Below are 19,518 nucleotides of genomic sequence, written 5' to 3'. Positions count from 1 at the left end.
CGGCGTTCGGTCGGAACACGTAGGGTGGATACAGGGTTTGAGAGTCGTGCGGGTCGCACGTTTCTCGACCCGCGTAGTCAAGGAGCGATGCCCATGTTCGAACGGTTCACAGACCGTGCGCGTCGAGTTGTCGTGCTGGCCCAGGAAGAGGCCCGCATGCTCTCGCACAACTACATCGGGACCGAGCACATCCTGCTCGGCCTGATCCACGAGGGGGACGGCATTGCGGCCAAGGCTCTGGAGAGCCTCGGTATCTCGCTGGAGGGCGTCCGTGCTCAGGTCGAGGAGATCATCGGCCAGGGCCAGCAGGCTCCCAGCGGTCACATCCCGTTCACCCCGCGCGCCAAGAAGGTTCTCGAGCTCTCGCTGCGCGAGGCGCTGCAGCTCGGCCACAACTACATCGGGACCGAGCACATCCTGCTCGGCCTGATCCGCGAGGGCGAGGGCGTTGCCGCCCAGGTGCTGCAGAAGCTCGGCGCGGACCTGAACCGCGTCCGCCAGCAGGTCATCCAGCTGCTCTCCGGCTACCAGGGCAAGGAGGCGCAGGCCGCCGGCACCGCCCCGGAAGCCGCTCCGTCCAGCTCCCTGGTCCTCGACCAGTTCGGCCGCAACTACACCCAGGCCGCCAAGGAGGGGAAGCTCGACCCGGTCATCGGGCGCGAGAAGGAGATCGAGCGGGTCATGCAGGTGCTGTCCCGCCGCACCAAGAACAACCCGGTGCTGATCGGCGAGCCCGGCGTCGGCAAGACCGCGTGCGTCGAGGGCCTGGCCCAGGCGATCGTCCGCGGCGACGTCCCGGAGACGCTCAAGGACAAGCAGATCTACTCGCTCGACCTCGGTGCGCTCGTCGCCGGCTCCCGCTACCGCGGTGACTTCGAGGAGCGCCTGAAGAAGGTCCTGAAGGAGATCAAGACCCGCGGCGACATCGTGCTGTTCATCGACGAGCTGCACACGCTCGTCGGCGCCGGTGCGGCCGAGGGCGCGATCGACGCCGCCAGCATCCTCAAGCCGATGCTGGCCCGCGGCGAGCTGCAGACCATCGGTGCCACCACGCTGGACGAGTACCGCAAGCACCTGGAGAAGGACGCCGCGCTCGAGCGCCGCTTCCAGCCGATCCAGGTCGCCGAGCCGTCGATCGCGCACACCATCGAGATCCTCAAGGGTCTGCGCGACCGCTACGAGGCGCACCACCGGGTGACGATCACCGACGAGGCCCTGGTCTCGGCGGCGACGTTGGCCGACCGGTACGTCTCCGACCGGTTCCTGCCGGACAAGGCGATCGACCTCATCGACGAGGCGGGCTCGCGCCTGCGGATCCGCCGGATGACGGCTCCGCCGGACCTGCGCGAGTTCGACGACAAGATCGGCGACGTCCGCCGGCGCAAGGAAGGCGCCATCGACGGCCAGGACTTCGAGGCCGCAGCGCGCCTGCGCGACGAGGAGAAGCAGCTGATCCTGGCCAAGGCCGAGCGCGAGAAGCAGTGGCGCGCCGGTGACATGGACGTCGTGGCCGAGGTCGACGAGGAGCTCATCGCCGAGGTCCTGGCGGTGGCGACCGGCATCCCGATCGTGAAGCTCTCCGAGGAGGAGTCCACCCGACTGCTCAAGATGGAGGACGAGCTCCACAAGCGGGTCATCGGTCAGGAGGAGGCCGTCAAGGCGCTCTCCCGTGCCATCCGTCGTACCCGTGCCGGCCTGAAGGACCCGAAGCGCCCCGGCGGTTCGTTCATCTTCGCCGGCCCGTCGGGCGTCGGTAAGACCTGGCTGTCCAAGACGCTGGCCGAGTTCCTCTTCGGTGACGAGGACGCGCTCATCCAGCTCGACATGTCGGAGTTCTCCGAGAAGCACACGGTCTCGCGGCTGTTCGGTTCGCCTCCGGGCTACGTCGGCTACGAAGAGGGCGGCCAGCTCACCGAGAAGGTGCGCCGCAAGCCGTTCTCGGTCGTGCTGTTCGACGAGGTCGAGAAGGCGCACCCGGACATCTTCAACAGCCTGCTGCAGATCCTGGAGGAAGGTCGCCTGACCGACTCCCAGGGCCGGGTCGTCGACTTCAAGAACACCGTGATCATCATGACCACGAACCTCGGCACCCGCGACATCAGCAAGGGCGTCAGCCTGGGCTTCGGCAACAGCTCGGACACCCAGGGCACCTACGAGCGGATGAAGGCGAAGGTCTCCGAAGAGCTCAAGCAGCACTTCCGCCCGGAGTTCCTCAACCGTGTCGACGAGATGATCGTCTTCCCGCCGCTGACGAAGGAGCAGATCGTCGCGATGGTGGACAACATGATCGCCTCCGTCGAGCTGCGGTTGCGGGACCGGGACATGTCGATCGAGCTGACCCAGGCCGCGAAGGACATGCTCGCGGTCAAGGGCTTCGACCCGGTGCTGGGCGCACGTCCGCTGCGGCGGACCGTCCAGCGCGAGATCGAGGACGTGCTGGCCGAGAAGATGCTCTACGGCGAGGTCGGCCCCGGCCAGATCGTCGTCGTGGACGTCGAGGGCGAGGGCGCCGAGGCGGCGTTCACGTTCAAGGGCACTCCGCGAGCCGTGCTCCCGGACACCCCCGAGACGGTGGAGGTCGGCGCCGGCGACGGCGAGTGATCACCCCGGAAGACTGAACCTCTGGCCTTCCTGCACGACGAGACCATCGTCGAGCAGGGAGGCCAGAGCTCTTTCCCGCTGTGACACGTCGGACCAGGCGGCCTCGAGCCGCGACGCCGCGACCGGACCTTCGGAGTCCCGCAGCACGGCCAGCAGCCGACCACGGCACTGGCGGTCGGTGCCGGCGTAGGTCTGGCCCTTGCGCGGTGGACCGTCGTACGGCGGCTTCCCGAGCCTGCGCCACTGGCACATCTCCTGCACCGGGCACTGTGCGCAGCGCGGGTTCGCGGCCGTGCAGACCAGCGCCCCGAGCTCCATCACCGCGACCGCCCACAGCTCGGGGTGGACCTCCGGCACCAGGGCCGTCGCCAGCTCGCGCTCGCTCCTGGTGACCGAGGGGGCGGGGAACTCGACACCACCGACCGCCCGCCCCAGCACGCGTCGGACGTTCGTGTCGAGCACCGCGTGCGCGCGCCCGAAGGCGAACGAGGCGATCGCCGCCGCGGTGTAGTCGCCGACCCCGGGGAGTGAGCGGAGCTCCTCGTAGGTGTCCGGCACCTCGCCGCCGTGCTCGGTGGTGATCGCCACCGCGCAGGCGTGCAGCCTCAGGGCGCGCCGCGGGTAGCCGAGTCGACCCCAGGCGCGGACAGCCTCGCCGCTGGGGACGGCGGCCAGGTCGGCCGGGGTGGGCCAGCTGCTCATCCAGGCCTCGTAGACCGGGAGCACCCGGCTGACCGGCGTCTGCTGGAGCATGAACTCCGAGACCATCACCGCCCACGGGCTCGTGCCGGGACGGCGCCAGGGCAGGTCGCGCGCGTTCTCGTCGTACCAGGAGAGGATCGGCTCCTCCAGCGCGTTCGTGCCACTCACGCGGTCACCCTACGGTCCGGTGTGGCTCCCCCAACCGGCGCCCGATATTTCCTACCGTTGCCTGCATGACCACGTCCAGGCGACCGGTGCGCAGGCTGCCTGCCCGGGTCTACTGGTTCCGGCGAGCGATGGTGCTCGGAACGGTCTTCGCCGTGATCTTCGCTGTCGCGCACCTGCTCGGGGGCGGAGGCGGTGGGGGCGGAGCCGCCACGCAGACCGCGGCTGACCTGGGCAAGGCGAAGCAGACGGCCAACGGGGGGCCGCTCGGACCGCGCCCGGTGAGCGGCCCGAGCGCCACGGCCACCGGTACGCCGCCCGCCTCGGCTCTCGCCGTACCGGACGGCCCGTGCTCGCTCGACGACATCACGGTCACGCCCGTGATGGGTGACGTCGCCGCAGGCTCCGCCATCAGCCTGGTGCTGCAGCTCAGCGGTGTGCAGCCGGCCTGCAACTTCAAGGTCTCCTCGCACACCCTGGTCGCGAAGGTGACGCACTGGGGCCAGACCGTCTGGTCGAGCCAGCAGTGCACGGCAGCCATCCCGAAGCAGACCGTGGTCGTGCGCAGCGCCCAGCCGACGACGGTGCAGGTCAGCTGGAGCGGTCGGCGCTCGGACGACACCTGCAGCCGCTCCACCAGCTGGGCGCCGCCGACCTCGTACCGGCTGATCGCCTCGGTGGTCGGCTCGGAGCCCGGTCAGACGGCGTTCAAGCTGACGATGCCGCCGCAGGCCGTGGTGACCACGACCGTGCACCCGAAGCCGCACAAGGCGAAGAGGCAGACGCCGACCGCGACCGCCAACGCGGGCCGTTAGTCCGCGGGTATCGCTCCAGGCTTCGACACGCTCGGACTCGGCTTCGCAAGCTCAGCCGAGCTCGCTGCTCAACCACCGACGATCAAGTCCGCTGACGCGTCCTTGATCAGACGTAACGCTCGAGGATCGAGGACTCAGCCAGCCGGGAGAGTCCCTCCCGCACGCTGCGGGCGCGCAGCTCGCCGACGCCCTCGACGATCTGCAGGTCCTCGACGCCGGCCGAGAGCAGCTTCTGCAGGGAGTCGAACTGCTCGATCAGGCCGTCCACGACGTTGCTGGGCAGGCGCGGGACCTTGGCCAGCAGGCGGAAGCCGCGCGGCGTGACCGCACCGTCGAGGTGCTCGCCCTGGCCGAGGCCGAGCGCCTTGGCAACGATCGAGATGTCGACGAGGTCGGTCGGGGAGAGGCCTTCGAGGGCAGACAGCACGCCCTCCGGAGTCAGCTTGCGGCGACCGCCGGGCAGGTAGTCCTTGACCACCAGCTCGCGCTCGGCGTCCACGCCGGTGACGAGCTCCTCGAGCTGCAGGGAGAGCAGCCGGCCGTCGGTGCCGAGCTCGAGCACGTAGTTCTCGATCTCACGCGCGATCCTGGTGACCATCTCCAGCCGCTGGGCCACGACCGCGACGTCGCGCACGGTGACCAGGTCCTCGATCTCCAGGGCCGAGAGCGTGCTGGAGACCTCGTCGAGGCGCAGCTTGTAGCGCTCGAGGGTGGCGAGCGCCTGGTTCGCGCGGGACAGGATCGAGCCGGAGTCCTCCAGGACGTACCGGGTCTCCCCGACGTAGGCCGCGATGATCTGCATCGACTGCGATACCGAGATGACCGGGAACCCGGTCTGCTTGGCGACGCGGTCGGCGGTGCGGTGCCGGGTGCCGGTCTCCTCGCTGGGGATCGTGTGGTCGGGCATCAGGTGGACGTTGGCCCGGTGGATCCGGCTGACGTCGCTGGACAGCACGATCGCGCCGTCCATCTTCGCCAGCTCGCGCAGCCCGGTCGCGGAGAACGGGACGTCGAGGGTGAAACCGCCGGTCGAGATGGTGTCGACGACCTTGTCCTGACCGAGCACGATCAGGGCGCCGGTGCGACCGCGCAGGATGCGCTCCAGACCGTCGCGCAGGGAGGTTCCCGGCGCGATGCTGGCGAGGGTCGCGCGCAGGCGCTCGGCCTCGTGCGCGTCGTCGGTGGCAACCACGCGAGGAAGTCTAGGGCTAGACCGGCGCGCGCCCGACCGAGTTCGCGTTACTCGGCGGGAGCCGGCCGAGGGCGGCGCTCGGCCGATCGAGGTTTTCGCCACCGCCCGGTACAGGAAATTCTTCAGTCCGCGAACAGCGGGGTCTCTCGGGTAATACCGTGGCGGGCGGCCCGTCAGATCTGTGCGCCTCGGGGGTGAGCGCGCACAGCAGAAAGAGGTAGCACCCATGTCCCGACCCACCCATCGCCGCACGCAGCGACCCCGGAGGGTGTTCCTCCTCGGTGTCGCGGCCCTGATCATCGCCGCCTTCGGCAGCGGCTACGCCGCCGACGCCTACGCGGCGGCCCGCGGGGCGGTCGTGCCGTCGGAGCTCAACCGCGAGGAGACCGCCGACCACCTCAGTGGTCAGACCGCGATCTCGGCCTGCGTGATCCGGCTCGACGACTCCAAGGTGACCGGCGAGGGCAACCCGTCCATCCACACGAACAGCGCCCACTTCTGCTCGGGCGTGACCTCCGTCGAGCGAGACGTCAACGGCGACCTCCGGGTGACCCACGACTCCGGCGGGGCGATCGGCGCCTGCATCGCCAAGGAGGACGAGACCCTCGCCCAGAAGGCGATCCAGAGCGGGTGCTCAGGCGGCACCGGGCTCACGGTCGTCCGGTTCTACAAGATGGGGAAGCACGTCCGGATCCAGGACATCAACGCCTCCACCGCCAACGTGTGGCTGCTCTGGGTCGCGGACCCGGGTGAGAACCACCCGACCGATCCGCCGACGCCGACCGAGACCCCGACCCCGACGGAGACTCCGGTCGAGTAGACGCTCAGCCTCCTGCGACGCTGCTCTCCTGGCCCGTCATCCCCAGCATCCGCAGGGCGGTGGCGATCGTGTCGACGTCGACCACGCGGAGCCCGTCCATCAGCCTGCTCTGGCCCACGGTGCTGGACGCTTCGGCTGGCACGGCGGCGGAGCGGAACCCCATCCGGCCGGCCTCGGCCAGCCGGATGTCGAGGTCCCGCACCCGGCGCAGTTCGCCGGAGAGCCCGAGCTCGCCGACCGCCACGACCTGACGACCGAGCGACTGGCCGTGGTGGGCCGAGACGATCGCCAGGGCGATCGCCAGGTCGTTGCTGGGCTCGGTCAGGCGGGCTCCGCCGACGCTGGAGACGAAGACGTCGTGGGAGTGCAGCCGGATACCGGCGTGCTGCTGGAGGATCGCCAGGATCATGGCGACGCGCGCCGAGTCGACGCCGGACGTGGTGCGGCGCGGACGCTCGGACGCCGACAGCGTGACCAGTGCCTGCACCTCGCTGAGCAGCGGACGGCGGCCTTCCATCGCGACGGCGACGCAGGTGCCGGGGACCGGGCCGTGCCGGGTGTCGAGGAACAGGCCGGTCGGGTCGGTGATCGCGACGATGCCGCTGGCCGAGAGGTCGAAGCAGCCGACCTCGTCGACCGGGCCGAAGCGGTTCTTCATCGCCCGGACCATCCGCAGCCGCGACGAGCGCTCGCCCTCGAAGTGCAGCACCACGTCGACCAGGTGCTCCAGCACCCGCGGGCCGGCGATGCTGCCGTCCTTGGTGACGTGGCCGACCAGGACGAGGGTGATGTTGCGCAGCTTGGCCATCCGGATCAGTGCGGCTGCGACCTCCTTGACCTGGGTGACGCCGCCGGGGACGCCGTCGACGTCGCTGGCGCTGATCGTCTGGATCGAGTCGATGACCAGCAGGGTCGGCTTCACGTCCTCGACGTGGCCGAGCACGGCTCCGAGGTCGGTCTCGGCCGCGAGGTAGAGCTCGTCCTGGATGCCGCCGGTGCGGTCGGCGCGCAGCCGGACCTGGGCGGCGGACTCCTCGCCGGTCAGGTAGAGCGTGCGGTGCTTGTTGCGGGCGGTCTGCGCAGCGACCTCCAGCAGCAACGTCGACTTGCCGACGCCCGGTTCGCCGGCGAGCAGGATCGCGGCGCCCGGGACGAGTCCGCCGCCGAGAACCCGGTCGAGCTCGGGGACCCCGCTGCCGCGCGCCTGGGACTCCTCGATCGGGATCTCCCCGATGGGCATCGCCTTCTGGGTCACCGGCCCGGCCTGGACCCGGCTCTTCGGCGCGGAGCGCTCGACGAGGGTTCCCCAGGCCTGGCACTCGCCGCAGCGACCGACCCATTTCGCGGTCTCCCACCCGCACTCGCTGCACTGGTACGGGGAGGGGGCGGTCTTCGCCTTAGCTGCCATGATTCGAACATAGGTGCGAACGCCGACAAGTTCGGTGAGGCGCGCCCGCGGCCCTCTACTATTGGATCGTTCAACACGGGGGCAGGACTGATCTGGAGGTGCACGCGATGAGCCCGAGCCGTCGGCTCACCGGGCCGCACCCGACCCTCGCCACCGTCGCCGAGCGTGCCGGGGTCTCGCGCCAGACCGTGTCCAACGCGCTGAACAACCCCGAGCTGCTCCGCGAGGACACCCTGGCCCGGGTGCAGGCCGTGATCGAGGAGCTCGGTTACACGCCCAACCGTGCTGCTCGCGCGCTCCGCACCCGTGCCTCGCACATGATCGGCCTGCGGTTCGAGCCGGCGCAGGAGGGCACCAGCAACGCGTTGATCGACCGGTTCGTGCACAGCCTGGTCGAGGCGACGGCGCGGACCGGTCACCACATCATCCTGTTCTCCGGGGACCCCGACGACCTGCTCGACGGGTACGACGAGCTGCTCCGCGCGACCGCGGTCGATGCCTTCGTCATCACCGACACCTACGCCGGCACCCCGCAGGTCGACCTGCTCGACCGTGTCGGCGCCCCGTTCGTGACCTTCGGTCGGCCCTGGGACGACCCGAGCGCGAAGTACCCCTGGGTCGACGTCGACGGTGCCCGCGGTGCCGAGCTCGCGACCGAGCACCTGATCGCCGCCGGCCACCAGCGGATCGCCTGGCTCGGTTGGGAGAAGACCTCGCGCATCGGCGAGGACCGTCGCTCGGGTTGGTCGCGCGCGCTCGCTGCTGCCGGCATCGATGCCGCCGGGCTCGGCGTACGGATCACCGACAACGTGGACGCCGCACGGATGGCAGCGCACGAGCTGCTCGAGGACGGCACCGTCACCGGCTTCGCCTGCGCCAGCGACACGATCGCGATCGGCGTGCTGCACGCGCTCGCCGAACGGAACCTGCGGCCAGGGGCCGACGTCGGCGTCGTCGGCTTCGACGACTCCCTCGGCGCCCAGGTCACCTGGCCCGGCCTGACCTCCGTGCGTCAGCCGCTCGAGCAGGTCGCGATCGAGGTCATCGACCTGCTGCACACCGTGCTGTCGCTGAAGACCCCGGAGAACCCGGCCCGGATGCTCGAGCCGTCCCTCGTCGTACGGCGCTCGACGCGGCGCGACTGATCAGAACCGCTTCCACCACAGGTTGACCGCGTAGTCGACCCCGGTCGCATCTGGGTGCTCCGCCAGCACCTCTTCGGCGACGGCCGTCGGCAGCTCGATCCGTACGACGGACTCGAAGTCCTCGCGCGAGTCGAAGTCCCAGCGGATACCCAGGCGCTCGCGCGACCAGCCGCGTTCGATCCAGAACGCCTCGACGACCACCGGGTCGACGTCGGGAAACCCGCGCCGGAACCAGCCGCCGAAGGTGGAGGTGGTCGGGTCGTTGTCGATCACGAACGCCGTGCCGCCGGGACGCAGGACCCGTTCGAGCGCGGCCAGTCCGGGTTCGCTGCCCGGTCCGAAGAAGTAGGCCCAGCGCGCATGGGCGACATCGATCGAGGCGTCGGCGAGCGACAGATCCGCCGCGCCCTCGTTCAACACCGTGGTGTTGAACAGCCGTCGCGTGCGTCGCGTCGCGATAGCCGCCAGCGGCGGGTGCGGTTCGACGCCGACGACCGAGCGCGCCGATGCGGCGAAACGCGGCAGGTGGAACCCGGTACCGCAGCCGACGTCGAGGACGTCCTTGTCCGACCAGTCGGCGATCGAGCGCATCGTCGCCTCGATCAGGCCGGCACGATCGACCGCGAGGTTCTCGACCTCGTAGACCGCCGGGTTGTCCCAGATGTTGGGGCTGCGTCGGATCAAGGGCGCCGGCGAACCGTCAGAGCCGGACGAGGCCGTTCGGGGTCTGGAAGGCGACGGCGACGATGCCCGGGGTTCCGTTCGGGGCGACCCAGTCGACCTTCACGTCCTCCAGGGGCTGCTCGACCGGAGCGCCCAGCCACTCGGTGACCCGGGCCGGGTCGCCGGCGATCTCCAGGGACTCCAGCGAGATGTTGCCCGTGGCGCCGGTCGACGGGTGCAGCTCGGCGGCGGTCTCCCACTGCACGAAGAACGGGAGCTGCGGGTCGGACTGCAGGCCCTTGACGCCCAGCTGCTTCCAGAGCAGCTCGGTTCCGTCGGGACGGTGCCGGTTGCCCTTGACGGCTTCACGACCGAGGCGCTGCTCGAGCGGGGTGATGTCGTCGACCGCGACGACCCAACCCATCCAGCCGCCACCGAGCTCGGAACGCGCGCGCACCGCCTGGCCGAACGGAGCCTTGTCCGAAGCCGGGTGGTCGAGCACCTCGACGAGCTCGAGGTAGGTGCCGTCGGTCAGCGGGAGGATCCGGTTCCGGGTACCGAAGCGCGGGTGCACACCGCCATCGATGAAGTCCTCGCCGAGCAGCGCGGAAAGACGGGAAGCGGTCCCGGCGAGACCGTCCGGTCCGGCGGCGAAGACGATGTGGTCGAGGCGCATGAACTGATTCTGACTCCCCTGCGATGCAGGTCACACACCGGGGTCGGATTAGCTGCGAGGAGCGCGATCGCTCACTTCGGCGAGGCTGGGTGCAGCGCCAATTGCGACCGCGACCGCAGGTGCTTCTCGCAGGCCGACGCGAGCAGGTCGTACGACGCCTGCCCCATCAGTGCGATCAGCTCGTTGGCGTTCGACAGGTAGACCGGTTCGGCGCCGACGTGAGCCTCGGTGTTGCCCGAGCAGTACCAGTCGAGGTCGTGCCCGCCGGGTCCCCACCCGCGCCGGTCGTACTCCCCGATGGTCACCTCGGTGTACTCGGTCTCGTCCTGGCGCTTGATCGTCCGGAAGGTGCGCCGGATCGGCAGCTGCCAGCAGACGTCCGGCTTGGTCTCGACGAAGTGCACGCCTTCGCGCAGGGCGAGAGCGTGCAGCGCGCAGCCGTAGCCGCCCTCGAAGTCGCGGCTGTTGTGGAAGATGCACGCCGGCCCGGTCTTGCCCTTGACCACGCGGGTCTTGCGCTCGCCGTCCTCCAGCTCGATCCACTTCTTGCGCGACACCGTGCCCTTCTTGGTGGCCACCTCCGGGCGTCGCTCCCACAGCGAGTCGTCGAGCTTGTCGACCCAGGCGGCAACCCGCTTCTCGTCGTCGGCGTCGGAGAAGTGCGCACCCAGGGTGCAGCAGCCGGCGTCCGGCGAGGTGTCGTAGATGCCCTGGCAGCCGTTGCCGAAGATGCAGGTCCAGTTCGAGGTCAGCCAGGTCAGGTCGCACTTGTAGATCTGGTCGCCGTCCTCGGGGTCGACGAACTCGATGTACGCGCGGGGAAAGACGAGATCGACTTCGGGCACCGGCACAGCCTAGGCGTTCGGCTGCTGGCGTCTCGACAAGCTCGGCGTCCGAAGGCTAGTAACCTCGACGGTATGCGTCTCGGCGTCCTCGACATCGGCTCCAACACCGGGCACCTCCTGGTGGTGGACGCGCACGCCGGTGCGGCGCCGATGCCGGCCTCGTCGTACAAGGAGCCGCTGCGTCTCGCCGAGCACCTCGACGCCGAAGGAGCGGTCAGCCAGAGCGGCGTGGACGCCCTCACCGACTTCGTCGCCTCCGCACTGCGACTGGCCGAGGACAAGGGCTGCGAGCAGATCTACGCGTTCGCCACCTCCGCGGTGCGGGATGCCACCAACGCCGACGACGTCCTGGCCCACGTGCACGACCACACCGGTGCGGACATCAGCGTGCTGTCCGGTGAGGACGAGGCACGGCTAACCTTCCTCGCCGTACGACGCTGGTTCGGCTGGTCGTCCGGACGGCTCGGTGTCTTCGACATCGGCGGCGGATCGCTGGAGATCGCGGCCGGTGCGGCCGAGGCTCCGGACGTCGCCTGGTCGCTGCCGCTGGGCGCCGGCCGGCTGGCGCGCGAGTACTTCAGCTCCGGCCGCCCCGACGAGGACCGGCTCCGCGAGCTCCGCAAGCGGATCCGCGCCGCGATGGCCCGCGACGCCGGCAGCCTGCTCCGCGGTGGTCCGCTCGATCACGCGGTCGCGACCTCGAAGACCTTCCGCTCGCTCTCGCGCATCTGCGGAGCCGCTCCTTCCGAGGAGGGCCTGTTCGTACGCCGGATGCTGCCGGCCTCCGAGCTGGAGGAGTGGCTGCCCAAGCTCGTCGACATGACCGTCGAGGAGATCAAGGAGCTGCCCGGCGTATCCCCGGACCGGGCGCACCAGGTCGTCGCCGGTGCCTTCGTCGCCTCGGCGGTGATGGACATCTTCGAGCTCGAGGAGCTGGAGATCTGCCCGTGGGCGCTGCGCGAGGGGATCATCCTCGAGCGGCTCGACCAGATGCGGTTCCTGGGCCGGTCGTGAGCCGCTCGTGAGCCTGTTCGCGCTCTCCACGGCTTCGGTCTACCCGGAGTCGGTGGCGCACGCCTTCGAGTACGCCTCGTCCCTCGGATACGACGCGGTCGAGGTGATGGTCAGCATCGACGCGATCAGCCAGGACCCGGACAAGGTCCGCCGGCTCCGCGACTACCACGAGGTCCCGGTCTGTGCGGTGCACGCGCCCTGCCTGCTGATCACCCAGCGGGTGTGGGGGACCGACCCGTGGGAGAAGCTCGAGCGGAGTGCCGAGATGGCGCACGAGCTCGACGCCGACGTGGTCGTCGTGCACCCGCCGTTCCGCTGGCAGAAGGAGTACGCCGCCGGTTTCGTCGAGGGCATCGCCGACCTGGAGAAGCGCACGGGCATCGCGTTCGCGGTGGAGAACATGTACCCGTGGCGGGCGACGGCCCGACGCGAGATGGACGTCTACCAACCGCACTGGGACCCGAGCCTCGAGGACTACGCGAACACCACCATCGACCTCTCCCACGCCGCCACCGCGCACTCCGACCCGGTCGAGATGGCCAAGCGCCTGGGTGACCGGCTGCGCCACATCCACATGACCGACGGCAGCGGCTCCGCCAAGGACGAGCACCTGGTGCCCGGCCGCGGGACCCAGCCCTGCGGGGAGTTCCTCGAGCACCTGGCCGAGACCGGCTTCGACGGGCACATCGTCATGGAGATCAACACCCGGCGGGCTGCGACCAAGGAAGCCCGGGAAGCCGATCTGTTGGAGTCACTCGCCTTCGGCCGGCTGCACTTCGCGACTGCTGCTCGGTGAGCAGCAGTCGCGAAGCGATTACTGCTTCGTCGGGAGGTTCGCTCCGGTGATCAGGCTCGGTGATCCAACTCCAGCGCGGCCGTCCAACACCTCACCGGACGCCGCGTCGATCGCGATCGTGTAGCCCTTTGCAGGCGCGACCTTCGCGCCTGGACGAACCGACAGGCCCGCAAACGGCCCGTCGACAGAGACGACCCAAACGCATCGGGTCGTCGCGATGAGCGGGCTGGGCCCGCCACCAAATATTTCCAAAGCCTGGTTGTAGGGGACTCTCGCCGCCGCAGACCGGTTGACCTTGCTCGGCTCCGACGATGCCTGATCTGCCTGTCGGATCGCCGCATCGCGATCAAGAGCTTCGCTCGGGTCGAGAGCTTGGGCGAACGGCGTTGCGTCCAACGCCTTCCTCAAACGGGAGTCGGCATTGGAAGGCAGCGTGGGCACTGCTTCCAGTTCGCACGTCGCGTCGCGGATCGCCGACGGTGCTGTCGCCGGCGGGCTGGGCGGTGTGCTCGCGGCCGTGGACGCAGCGTCGGAACGAACTGGCGCGTTGGCTGCATCGGTTCGGACTCTCGGTGTGCCCGATTGCCCAGATGAATGGGTGAATCCGTATCCGAGCGCGATTGTTGTGAGCACTGCGACGCTGGTGCTGGCGGTTTTGATCATCGCGTTCATTCAGGGACTCTCCATTTCCAGGTTGACTCGCTGGGTCGCTGGCCGTACAGGTCCGCCGGACCAGAGCCGGCAGCTGTGTCGTTCGCGGGCCACGCGACATCGGTTGCCAGGTTTGCCTTGGCGCCCGAACTGGTGATGCCTTTGCCATACATCGTGAAAAGGCTCGAAGTGGCGTAGGCAGAGGCGACCTCGGCGCCGAGTTGCTGGTTCACGGAAGACCAGAAACCGGGTGACGTGCCGGTTGTCCAAAGTTGTCCATCGAAGTACACGTTCCAGGAGTAGGTCGTCCCGGCGCGGCTGATCTGAAATTCATCGGTCACCGCGTCGTCGAGCGTGATTCCTCCGAAGCTGTGAAAGCCGACGACGCCGCTGCGATTCCACTCGGCGAATGCCCGGTTGCCGACGCCAGGAGCACCTGCGAAGAACCCATTCTTGATGCCGGTCTCGACCCAAGGGGCCGATGAGTTCGTGCTTTGGGCAAGCCACATCTCCGAGTTGATGAATCGCTGGTTCGCGGCGGTCGGGTTTCCAGCTGAAAGGCAGCTCGATTCCAGGTGCCGTACATGCCGTAGAACGTGGTTCCGGTCGCGTCCAGAATCGCGTAGCAGTGAGTTGCTGGAGTTGCAGGGCTGCAGTCTGGAGTGGCCGCGTTTGACGACGGCCACGGTATGCAGCCCAAAAGGGCGAGCGTTGCAAGCGCAACGAGAGACAATCTTCGAATCATGGGTGAGCACTCCTCGATGGATGCAGCCAGCGGGGTGATGACCGCGGGGAGTTGACGTGGCTTCGGATGAGAGATGACGGTCGAACGGTGATGAACTTGGGTGAGAATCTCGGAGGCCTTGGCGACAGTGCTTCCGGCGGCCGGTGGGGTAGGTCCGGATGACCGCCGCATCCCGCGGGCGCCGCAAGGGCTCACCGGACACCAAGGCCGCGATCCTCGACGCGGCTCGGACCCTGTTCGCGGAGAACGGTTTCTCGGGCACCTCGGTGCGTGCGGTGGCGGGCGCCGCCGGGGTGGACCCGGCGCTGGTGCACCACTACTTCGGCAGCAAGGACGACCTGTTCGTGGCGGCTCTCTCGCTGCCGGTCGACCCGCGCGCGGTGTTCGAGGTCATCGCGACCCAAGGGCTGGACGGTGCCGGCGAACGGCTGCTGCGCGGCTTCCTCTCGGTGTGGGACGACCCGAGCATCCAGCCGTCGATGATCGGGTTCGCCCGCGGTCTGCTCGACCCCTCGGCCTCAGAGCTGGTGAAGAACGGCTTCCTGGAGGTGGTGATCAAGCCCCTCGGAACGGCGCTCGGCATCGACGATCCGGGGCGTCGGATGCCGCTGGTGGCCAGCCAGATGATCGGCATCGTGATGTTCCGCTACCTGGTTCGGGTCGAGCCGCTGGTCTCGATGTCGGCGGACGAGGTGGTCGCGGTCTACGCGCCGACGATCCAGCGCTACCTGACCGGGGACTTGTCATGAACCTGATCCATGATCTAAATTCATCACATGATGAAAAACGGAGTGGCGATCGACGCCCTCACTGTCGTGCGCGGCGGTAACACCGTCCTCGACGACGTGACCCTGGAGATCCCGGCCGGTCAGGTGACCGGACTGCTCGGCCCGTCGGGCTGCGGCAAGAGCACGCTGATGCGCACCGTCGTCGGCGTCCAGCGGATCACCTCCGGCACCGTGACGGTCTTCGGCGAGGCGGCCGGCTCGGCCGCCCTGCGCAGTCGCATCGGCTACGTCACCCAGGCGCCGAGCGTGTACGACGACCTCACCGTCGCCGAGAACCTCGAGTTCTTCGCCTCGGTGCTCGGGGTGCCGAAGGCCCGGGTGGACTCGTGCCTCGCGCTCGTCGACCTGACCTCGTACGCCGACCGCGTGGTCGCCCGACTCTCGGGCGGTCAGCGCTCGCGGGTCTCGCTCGCGGTGGCGCTGCTCGGTGAACCGCAGCTGATCGTGCTGGACGAGCCGACCGTGGGTCTGGACCCGGTACTGCGCCAGGACCTCTGGCAGACCTTCCACCGCCTGGCGGACGACGGCGCCGCGGTGTTCGTCTCCAGCCACGTGATGGACGAGGCGAACCGGTGCGACCGGCTGGTGCTGATGCGCGAGGGCCGGGTGATCGCCGACGACACTCCGTCCGCCCTGCTCGCGAGCACCGGGGCCGACGACATCGAATCGGCGTTCCTCGACCTGGTCGGCGGTGCGGCATGAACGCGCGCATCACGTTCGCAGTCGCCCGGCGGGTGCTGATCCAGCTGCGGCGTGACCGTCGCACGCTGGCGATGCTGATCGTGCTGCCCTGCGTGATCATGACCCTGCTGTGGTGGATGTTCACCGACCGTCCGGGCCCGGGATTCAGTGCGCTCGCTCCGGCCCTGCTGGCCCTGATCCCGTTCATCGTGATGTTCCTGGTGACCTCGGTGACCACGCTGCGCGAGCGGACCTCGGGCACCCTCGAGCGACTGCTGGCGATGCCGATGGGCAAGGGCGACTTCCTGCTCGGCTACGCGATCGCGTTCGGCGTCGTCGCCGCGATCCAGTCGGCGCTGGCGGTCGCGGTCTCCACCTGGTTCCTCGACCTGAACGTTGCCGGACCGGTGTGGGTGCTGATGGTGGTCGCGGTCGCCGACGCGGTGCTGGGCTCGGCGCTCGGGCTCTTCGTCTCCGCGTTCGCGCAGACCGAGTTCCAGGCGGTCCAGTTCATGCCCGCGCTGGTGATCCCGCAGATCCTGTTGTGCGGGCTGTTCGTGCACCGTGACGAGCTGCCGGGCTTCCTGCACGGCGTCTCCGACGTGCTGCCGCTCTCCTACGCGGTCGACGCGATGAACGCGGTCACCGGCAGCACCGACCCGGCGGTGCTCGGCGATCTCTCGGTGATCGTCGGCTTCGCCCTCGCGGCGCTGGTCCTCGGAGCCCTGACCCTGCGGCGCCGGACGGCCTGAGGCGGCGTACCGTAGACCGAGCGGCACAACGAGGTGCCGCGTGTGTCGCAGGGAGTGTTCAGAGAAGTGCTTCGCCAGGGTTTGCTGCTCCTCTCCAGGAGCCGACAAGTCAAGGATCTCGTCACCCGTCTCCCGGTCAGCAGCGGTGTGGTCTCCCGCTACGTGCCCGGTGAGCAGATCGCCGACGTGGTCGAGGCCACTCGGGCGCTGGTCGCCGACGGCCGGCTGACGACGATCGACTTCCTCGGCGAGGACACCCTCGACGAGGAGCAGGCCGAGGCCACCGTCACGGCGTACCTGGAGCTGCTGGAGGCGTTGAACGCCGAGGGTCTGTCCCGCAGCGCCGAGGTCAGCGTCAAGCTCAGCGCGATCGGTCAGGCGCTGCCGGAGATCGGTCCGAAGCTCAGCCTCGAGAACGCCCGCCGGATCGCCAAGGCGGCCCGCGCGGTCGGAACCACCATGACGCTGGACATGGAGGACCACACCACCACCGACCTGACCCTGGAGACCCTGCGCGAGCTGCGCAAGGACTACCCGGAGACCGGCGCGGTGGTGCAGGCCTACCTGCGCCGGACCGAGGACGACTGCCGGGCGCTGGCGTTCGAGGGCTCGCGGGTCCGGCTCTGCAAGGGCGCCTACAACGAGCCCGAGACCGTCGCCTTCACCGACCGGCACGAGGTCGACAAGTCCTACGTCCGCTGCCTCAAGGTCCTCATGGCCGGCCAGGGCTACCCGATGGTGGCCAGCCACGACCCGCGGATGATCAAGATCGCCGGCGCGCTCGCGACCCGGTTCGACCGGCCGCCGGGCAGCTACGAGTACCAGATGCTGTTCGGCATCCGCTCCGAGGAGCAGAAGCGCCTCGCCGCCAGCGGTGAGCGGATGCGCGTCTACATCCCGTACGGCACCGAGTGGTACGGCTACTTGATGAGAAGGCTCGCCGAGCGGCCGTCCAACCTGACATTCTTCTTGCGTTCACTGCTGTCCCAGAAGTAACCGTGAGGAGGTCCGGATGACTGTCGCCATCATCGGTGCCGGCGTGATGGGGGAGACCCTGCTGTCCGGGCTGATCCGCGGTGGCCGCGACGTGGCCGACCTCGCCGTCGGGGAGAAGCGCCCCGAGCGCGCTGCCGAGCTGCGCGAGAAGTACGGCGTGAACGTGGTCAGCAACGTCGAGGCCGCGGGCGCCGAGACCGTCGTGCTGGTGGTCAAGCCGCAGGACATGACCGACGTGCTGGCCGAGATCTCGCCGCACCTACGCGCCGGCCAGCTGGTCGTCTCGCTGGCCGCCGGCATCACCACCGCGCTGATCGAGAAGCACATCCCGGACGGCGTCGCCGTGGTCCGGGTCATGCCGAACACCCCCGCCCTGGTCGACGAGGGCATGGCGGCGATCTCCGCCGGCTCGCACTGCGACGAGGAGCACCTCGCGGTGGCCGAGGGACTGCTGGCCACGACCGGACGGGTCGTCCGGGTGCCGGAGAAGCAGCAGGACGCGGTCACCGCCATCTCCGGTTCGGGGCCGGCGTACCTGTTCTTCGTGGTCGAGTCGATGATCGAGGCCGGCGTCCACCTGGGCCTTCCGCGGACGACGGCCACCGAGCTGGTGGTCCAGACCGTTGTGGGCTCCGCGAAGCTGCTCCGGGAGACCGGGGAACACCCCACGGTGCTCCGCGAGCAGGTCACCTCGCCCGGCGGGACCACCGCCGCGGCGATCCGTGAGCTCGAGGACCACAAGGTGCGGGCTGCGTTCATCACGGCGATGGAAGCCGCCAGCGACCGCTCCCGAGCCCTGGCGAAGGACCTCGACTGAGCTGCGCCGGCGGAGCCTGCGTCGTCTTCGACGAGACGCTGACCGACTACAACTTCGGTGCGGCGCACCCGATGAACCCGGTACGGGTCGACCTGACGATGTCGCTCGCCCGCAGCCTGGGCGTCGTCGGCGCTGACGCGCTGTCGGCGGTGCCCGCGCCGGAGGCGACGGACGCCGACCTGCTGCTGGTGCACGAGCAGTCCCTGATCGACGCCGTACGCCGCAGCAGTGCCGACCCCGCGCTGCGGCAGCCGCAGTTCGGGCTCGGCACCGACGACAACCCGACCTTCGCGGGGATGCACCAGGCCGCCCGGCACGTCGTCGGCGCCAGCGTCGAGGCCGCGCGCCGGGTCTGGAGCGGTGAGGTCGTGCACGCCGCGAACATCGCCGGCGGGCTGCACCACGCGATGCCGGCGGCCACCAGCGGCTTCTGCGTCTACAACGACGTCGCGGTCGCCATCCAGTGGCTCCTGAACGCCGGAGCGCGTCGAATCGCCTACGTGGACGTGGATGTGCACCACGGCGACGGCGTGCAGAAGATCTTCTACGACGACCCGCGGGTGCTCACGATCTCGCTGCACGAGACCGGTCAGATGCTGTTCCCGGGCACCGGGTTCCCGGTCGAGACGGGCGGTCCGAACGCCCCCGGCAGCTCGGTGAACGTCGCCCTGCCGCCCGGGACCACCGACGGCGGGTGGCTGCGCGCCTTCCACGCCGTGGTGCCCCCGCTGGTGCGCGCGTTCGCCCCCGACGTCCTGGTCACCCAGCACGGCTGCGACTCCCACCGGGAGGACCCGCTGGCGCACCTGATGCTCACCGTGGACGGGCACCGGGCCAGCTACCTGGCGCTGCACGACCTGGCCCATGAGGTGTGCGGCGGGCGTTGGGTCGCCACCGGGGGAGGCGGCTACGCGGTCGCCGAGGTCGTGCCTCGGTCCTGGTCCCACCTGCTGGCCATCGTGGGAGGGGCTCCGCTCGATCCGGGAGCCGCGACGCCGGCCGGCTGGCGCACCGAGGTGGCCGACCGGGTCGGCGTCCGGGCTCCGGAGGAGATGACAGACGGAGCAGTACCGGAATTCCGGGACTTCTCGGAAGGTTTCGACCCGGATTCGTGGCTGGACCGCGCCGTTGCGGAGACGCGTTCCGCGGTGTTCCCAGAGCACGGAATTGACCCGATGTCCTGGTAATCAGGAAAATTGGGGCAACAGAAGTCTTCTCGTTGCACCCCTTCCCCACAAGTCACACC

At 69.4% G+C, this 19,518-nt stretch carries 20 protein-coding genes; 12 read left to right on the top strand and 8 right to left on the bottom strand.

Going from position 1 to position 19,518, the window contains the following annotated elements:
* Positions 1 to 93 precede the first annotated feature (93 nt).
* Positions 94 to 2,601, top strand: a complete 2,508-nt coding sequence (locus EFL95_RS02290; RefSeq protein WP_123232422.1) for an ATP-dependent Clp protease ATP-binding subunit — start codon at positions 94 to 96, stop codon at positions 2,599 to 2,601.
* Here the strand turns inward: EFL95_RS02290 and EFL95_RS02285 are convergent, their stop codons facing one another.
* On the bottom strand, positions 2,602 to 3,471 hold the full coding sequence (locus EFL95_RS02285) for an HhH-GPD family protein (RefSeq protein WP_246004755.1): 870 nt from the start codon (positions 3,469 to 3,471) through the stop codon (positions 2,602 to 2,604).
* A gap of 65 nt (positions 3,472 to 3,536) precedes the next feature.
* On the opposite strand from EFL95_RS02285, the gene EFL95_RS02280 reads away from it, so the two are divergent.
* Positions 3,537 to 4,283: a hypothetical protein gene (locus EFL95_RS02280; protein WP_148044944.1), complete on the top strand. Its 747-nt coding sequence runs from the start codon at positions 3,537 to 3,539 to the stop codon at positions 4,281 to 4,283.
* 106 nt (positions 4,284 to 4,389) lie between these two features.
* On the opposite strand, the gene disA is transcribed toward EFL95_RS02280, so the two are convergent.
* Complete coding sequence (gene disA / locus EFL95_RS02275; RefSeq protein ID WP_123232420.1) at positions 4,390 to 5,475, bottom strand: DNA integrity scanning diadenylate cyclase DisA; 1,086 nt, start codon at positions 5,473 to 5,475, stop codon at positions 4,390 to 4,392.
* Positions 5,476 to 5,701: 226 nt separating this feature from the next.
* On the opposite strand from disA, the gene EFL95_RS02270 reads away from it, so the two are divergent.
* Positions 5,702 to 6,295 (top strand): hypothetical protein, encoded by a 594-nt coding sequence (locus EFL95_RS02270; RefSeq protein ID WP_148044943.1) that lies wholly within the window; start codon positions 5,702 to 5,704, stop codon positions 6,293 to 6,295.
* A 4-nt stretch (positions 6,296 to 6,299) separates the two neighbouring features.
* On the opposite strand, the gene radA is transcribed toward EFL95_RS02270, so the two are convergent.
* Positions 6,300 to 7,703: a DNA repair protein RadA gene (radA, locus tag EFL95_RS02265; protein WP_123232418.1), complete on the bottom strand. Its 1,404-nt coding sequence runs from the start codon at positions 7,701 to 7,703 to the stop codon at positions 6,300 to 6,302.
* Between the two features lie 107 nt (positions 7,704 to 7,810).
* Here radA and EFL95_RS02260 point away from each other — a divergent pair, with 107 nt between their 5' ends.
* Positions 7,811 to 8,848 carry a LacI family DNA-binding transcriptional regulator gene (locus EFL95_RS02260; protein WP_123232685.1) on the top strand — a complete coding sequence of 346 codons (1,038 nt, stop codon included), beginning with the start codon at positions 7,811 to 7,813 and terminating at the stop codon, positions 8,846 to 8,848.
* Here the strand turns inward: EFL95_RS02260 and EFL95_RS02255 are convergent, their stop codons facing one another.
* From EFL95_RS02255 to EFL95_RS02245, 3 genes are all read right to left on the bottom strand, one after another.
* Positions 8,849 to 9,532, bottom strand: coding sequence for a class I SAM-dependent methyltransferase (locus EFL95_RS02255; RefSeq protein ID WP_246004754.1), 684 nt, complete (start codon positions 9,530 to 9,532; stop codon positions 8,849 to 8,851). It abuts the gene before it with no gap.
* Positions 9,533 to 9,548: 16 nt separating this feature from the next.
* Positions 9,549 to 10,187: a VOC family protein gene (locus tag EFL95_RS02250; RefSeq protein ID WP_123232417.1), complete on the bottom strand. Its 639-nt coding sequence runs from the start codon at positions 10,185 to 10,187 to the stop codon at positions 9,549 to 9,551.
* 71 nt (positions 10,188 to 10,258) lie between these two features.
* On the bottom strand, positions 10,259 to 11,032 hold the full coding sequence (locus EFL95_RS02245; RefSeq protein WP_123232683.1) for a DUF3109 family protein: 774 nt from the start codon (positions 11,030 to 11,032) through the stop codon (positions 10,259 to 10,261).
* A 72-nt stretch (positions 11,033 to 11,104) separates the two neighbouring features.
* On the opposite strand from EFL95_RS02245, the gene EFL95_RS02240 reads away from it, so the two are divergent.
* Positions 11,105 to 12,046, top strand: coding sequence for a Ppx/GppA family phosphatase (locus EFL95_RS02240; RefSeq protein WP_123232416.1), 942 nt, complete (start codon positions 11,105 to 11,107; stop codon positions 12,044 to 12,046).
* Positions 12,047 to 12,059: 13 nt separating this feature from the next.
* The gene (locus EFL95_RS02235) at positions 12,060 to 12,842 is read left to right on the top strand and encodes a sugar phosphate isomerase/epimerase family protein (protein WP_425463953.1); all 783 of its coding nucleotides are present in this window, start codon (positions 12,060 to 12,062) and stop codon (positions 12,840 to 12,842) included.
* 18 nt (positions 12,843 to 12,860) lie between these two features.
* Here the strand turns inward: EFL95_RS02235 and EFL95_RS19150 are convergent, their stop codons facing one another.
* Together EFL95_RS19150 and EFL95_RS19145 are read right to left on the bottom strand one after the other, a co-directional pair.
* Entirely contained in the window at positions 12,861 to 13,514 is a 654-nt protein-coding gene (locus EFL95_RS19150; RefSeq protein ID WP_148044942.1) for a hypothetical protein, read from the bottom strand.
* Positions 13,511 to 14,179 (bottom strand): hypothetical protein, encoded by a 669-nt coding sequence (locus tag EFL95_RS19145; protein ID WP_148044941.1) that lies wholly within the window; start codon positions 14,177 to 14,179, stop codon positions 13,511 to 13,513. The genes EFL95_RS19150 and EFL95_RS19145 overlap by 4 nt, the downstream gene beginning before the upstream one ends.
* A 217-nt stretch (positions 14,180 to 14,396) precedes the next feature.
* Between EFL95_RS19145 and EFL95_RS02230 the strand changes: the two genes are divergently transcribed.
* The 6 genes from EFL95_RS02230 (at position 14,397) to EFL95_RS02205 (ending at position 19,459) form a co-directional block, all read left to right on the top strand.
* A complete protein-coding gene (locus tag EFL95_RS02230) occupies positions 14,397 to 14,987 on the top strand; it encodes a TetR/AcrR family transcriptional regulator (protein ID WP_123232414.1) in 591 nt (196 codons plus the stop codon).
* 27 nt (positions 14,988 to 15,014) lie between these two features.
* Positions 15,015 to 15,728 (top strand): ABC transporter ATP-binding protein, encoded by a 714-nt coding sequence (locus EFL95_RS02225; RefSeq protein WP_123232413.1) that lies wholly within the window; start codon positions 15,015 to 15,017, stop codon positions 15,726 to 15,728.
* Positions 15,725 to 16,459 carry an ABC transporter permease gene (locus EFL95_RS02220; RefSeq protein ID WP_123232412.1) on the top strand — a complete coding sequence of 245 codons (735 nt, stop codon included), beginning with the start codon at positions 15,725 to 15,727 and terminating at the stop codon, positions 16,457 to 16,459. The genes EFL95_RS02225 and EFL95_RS02220 overlap by 4 nt, the downstream gene beginning before the upstream one ends.
* A gap of 147 nt (positions 16,460 to 16,606) precedes the next feature.
* A complete protein-coding gene (locus tag EFL95_RS02215) occupies positions 16,607 to 17,455 on the top strand; it encodes a proline dehydrogenase family protein (RefSeq protein ID WP_246004753.1) in 849 nt (282 codons plus the stop codon).
* A gap of 16 nt (positions 17,456 to 17,471) precedes the next feature.
* Positions 17,472 to 18,272, top strand: coding sequence for a pyrroline-5-carboxylate reductase (gene proC, locus EFL95_RS02210; RefSeq protein ID WP_123232410.1), 801 nt, complete (start codon positions 17,472 to 17,474; stop codon positions 18,270 to 18,272).
* A gap of 71 nt (positions 18,273 to 18,343) precedes the next feature.
* Positions 18,344 to 19,459 carry an acetoin utilization protein AcuC gene (locus tag EFL95_RS02205; protein ID WP_123232409.1) on the top strand — a complete coding sequence of 372 codons (1,116 nt, stop codon included), beginning with the start codon at positions 18,344 to 18,346 and terminating at the stop codon, positions 19,457 to 19,459.
* Positions 19,460 to 19,518 lie beyond the last annotated feature (59 nt).

The sequence above is a fragment of the Nocardioides marmorisolisilvae genome (genome assembly GCF_003725775.1).
Taxonomy (GTDB): domain Bacteria; phylum Actinomycetota; class Actinomycetes; order Propionibacteriales; family Nocardioidaceae; genus Marmoricola; species Marmoricola marmorisolisilvae.
The sequence above is the reverse complement of the archived record's forward strand: the minus strand, read 5'-3'. Positions and strand labels throughout refer to the sequence as shown.

Bases quoted from the DNA above. Each gene is read 5' to 3' on its own strand.
- EFL95_RS02270 (WP_148044943.1), top strand. From the start codon at position 5,702: ATGTCCCGACCCACCCATCGCCGCACGCAGCGACCCCGGAGGGTGTTC.
- EFL95_RS02280 (WP_148044944.1), top strand. From the start codon at position 3,537: ATGACCACGTCCAGGCGACCGGTGCGCAGGCTGCCTGCCCGGGTCTAC.
- EFL95_RS02260 (WP_123232685.1), top strand. From the start codon at position 7,811: ATGAGCCCGAGCCGTCGGCTCACCGGGCCGCACCCGACCCTCGCCACC.
- radA (WP_123232418.1), bottom strand. From the start codon at position 7,703: ATGGCAGCTAAGGCGAAGACCGCCCCCTCCCCGTACCAGTGCAGCGAG.
- EFL95_RS02225 (WP_123232413.1), top strand. From the start codon at position 15,015: ATGATGAAAAACGGAGTGGCGATCGACGCCCTCACTGTCGTGCGCGGC.
- EFL95_RS02220 (WP_123232412.1), top strand. From the start codon at position 15,725: ATGAACGCGCGCATCACGTTCGCAGTCGCCCGGCGGGTGCTGATCCAG.
- proC (WP_123232410.1), top strand. From the start codon at position 17,472: ATGACTGTCGCCATCATCGGTGCCGGCGTGATGGGGGAGACCCTGCTG.
- EFL95_RS02240 (WP_123232416.1), top strand. From the start codon at position 11,105: ATGCGTCTCGGCGTCCTCGACATCGGCTCCAACACCGGGCACCTCCTG.
- EFL95_RS02205 (WP_123232409.1), top strand. From the start codon at position 18,344: ATGAACCCGGTACGGGTCGACCTGACGATGTCGCTCGCCCGCAGCCTG.
- EFL95_RS02230 (WP_123232414.1), top strand. From the start codon at position 14,397: ATGACCGCCGCATCCCGCGGGCGCCGCAAGGGCTCACCGGACACCAAG.
- EFL95_RS19150 (WP_148044942.1), bottom strand. From the start codon at position 13,514: ATGAACGCGATGATCAAAACCGCCAGCACCAGCGTCGCAGTGCTCACA.
- EFL95_RS02250 (WP_123232417.1), bottom strand. From the start codon at position 10,187: ATGCGCCTCGACCACATCGTCTTCGCCGCCGGACCGGACGGTCTCGCC.
- EFL95_RS02290 (WP_123232422.1), top strand. From the start codon at position 94: ATGTTCGAACGGTTCACAGACCGTGCGCGTCGAGTTGTCGTGCTGGCC.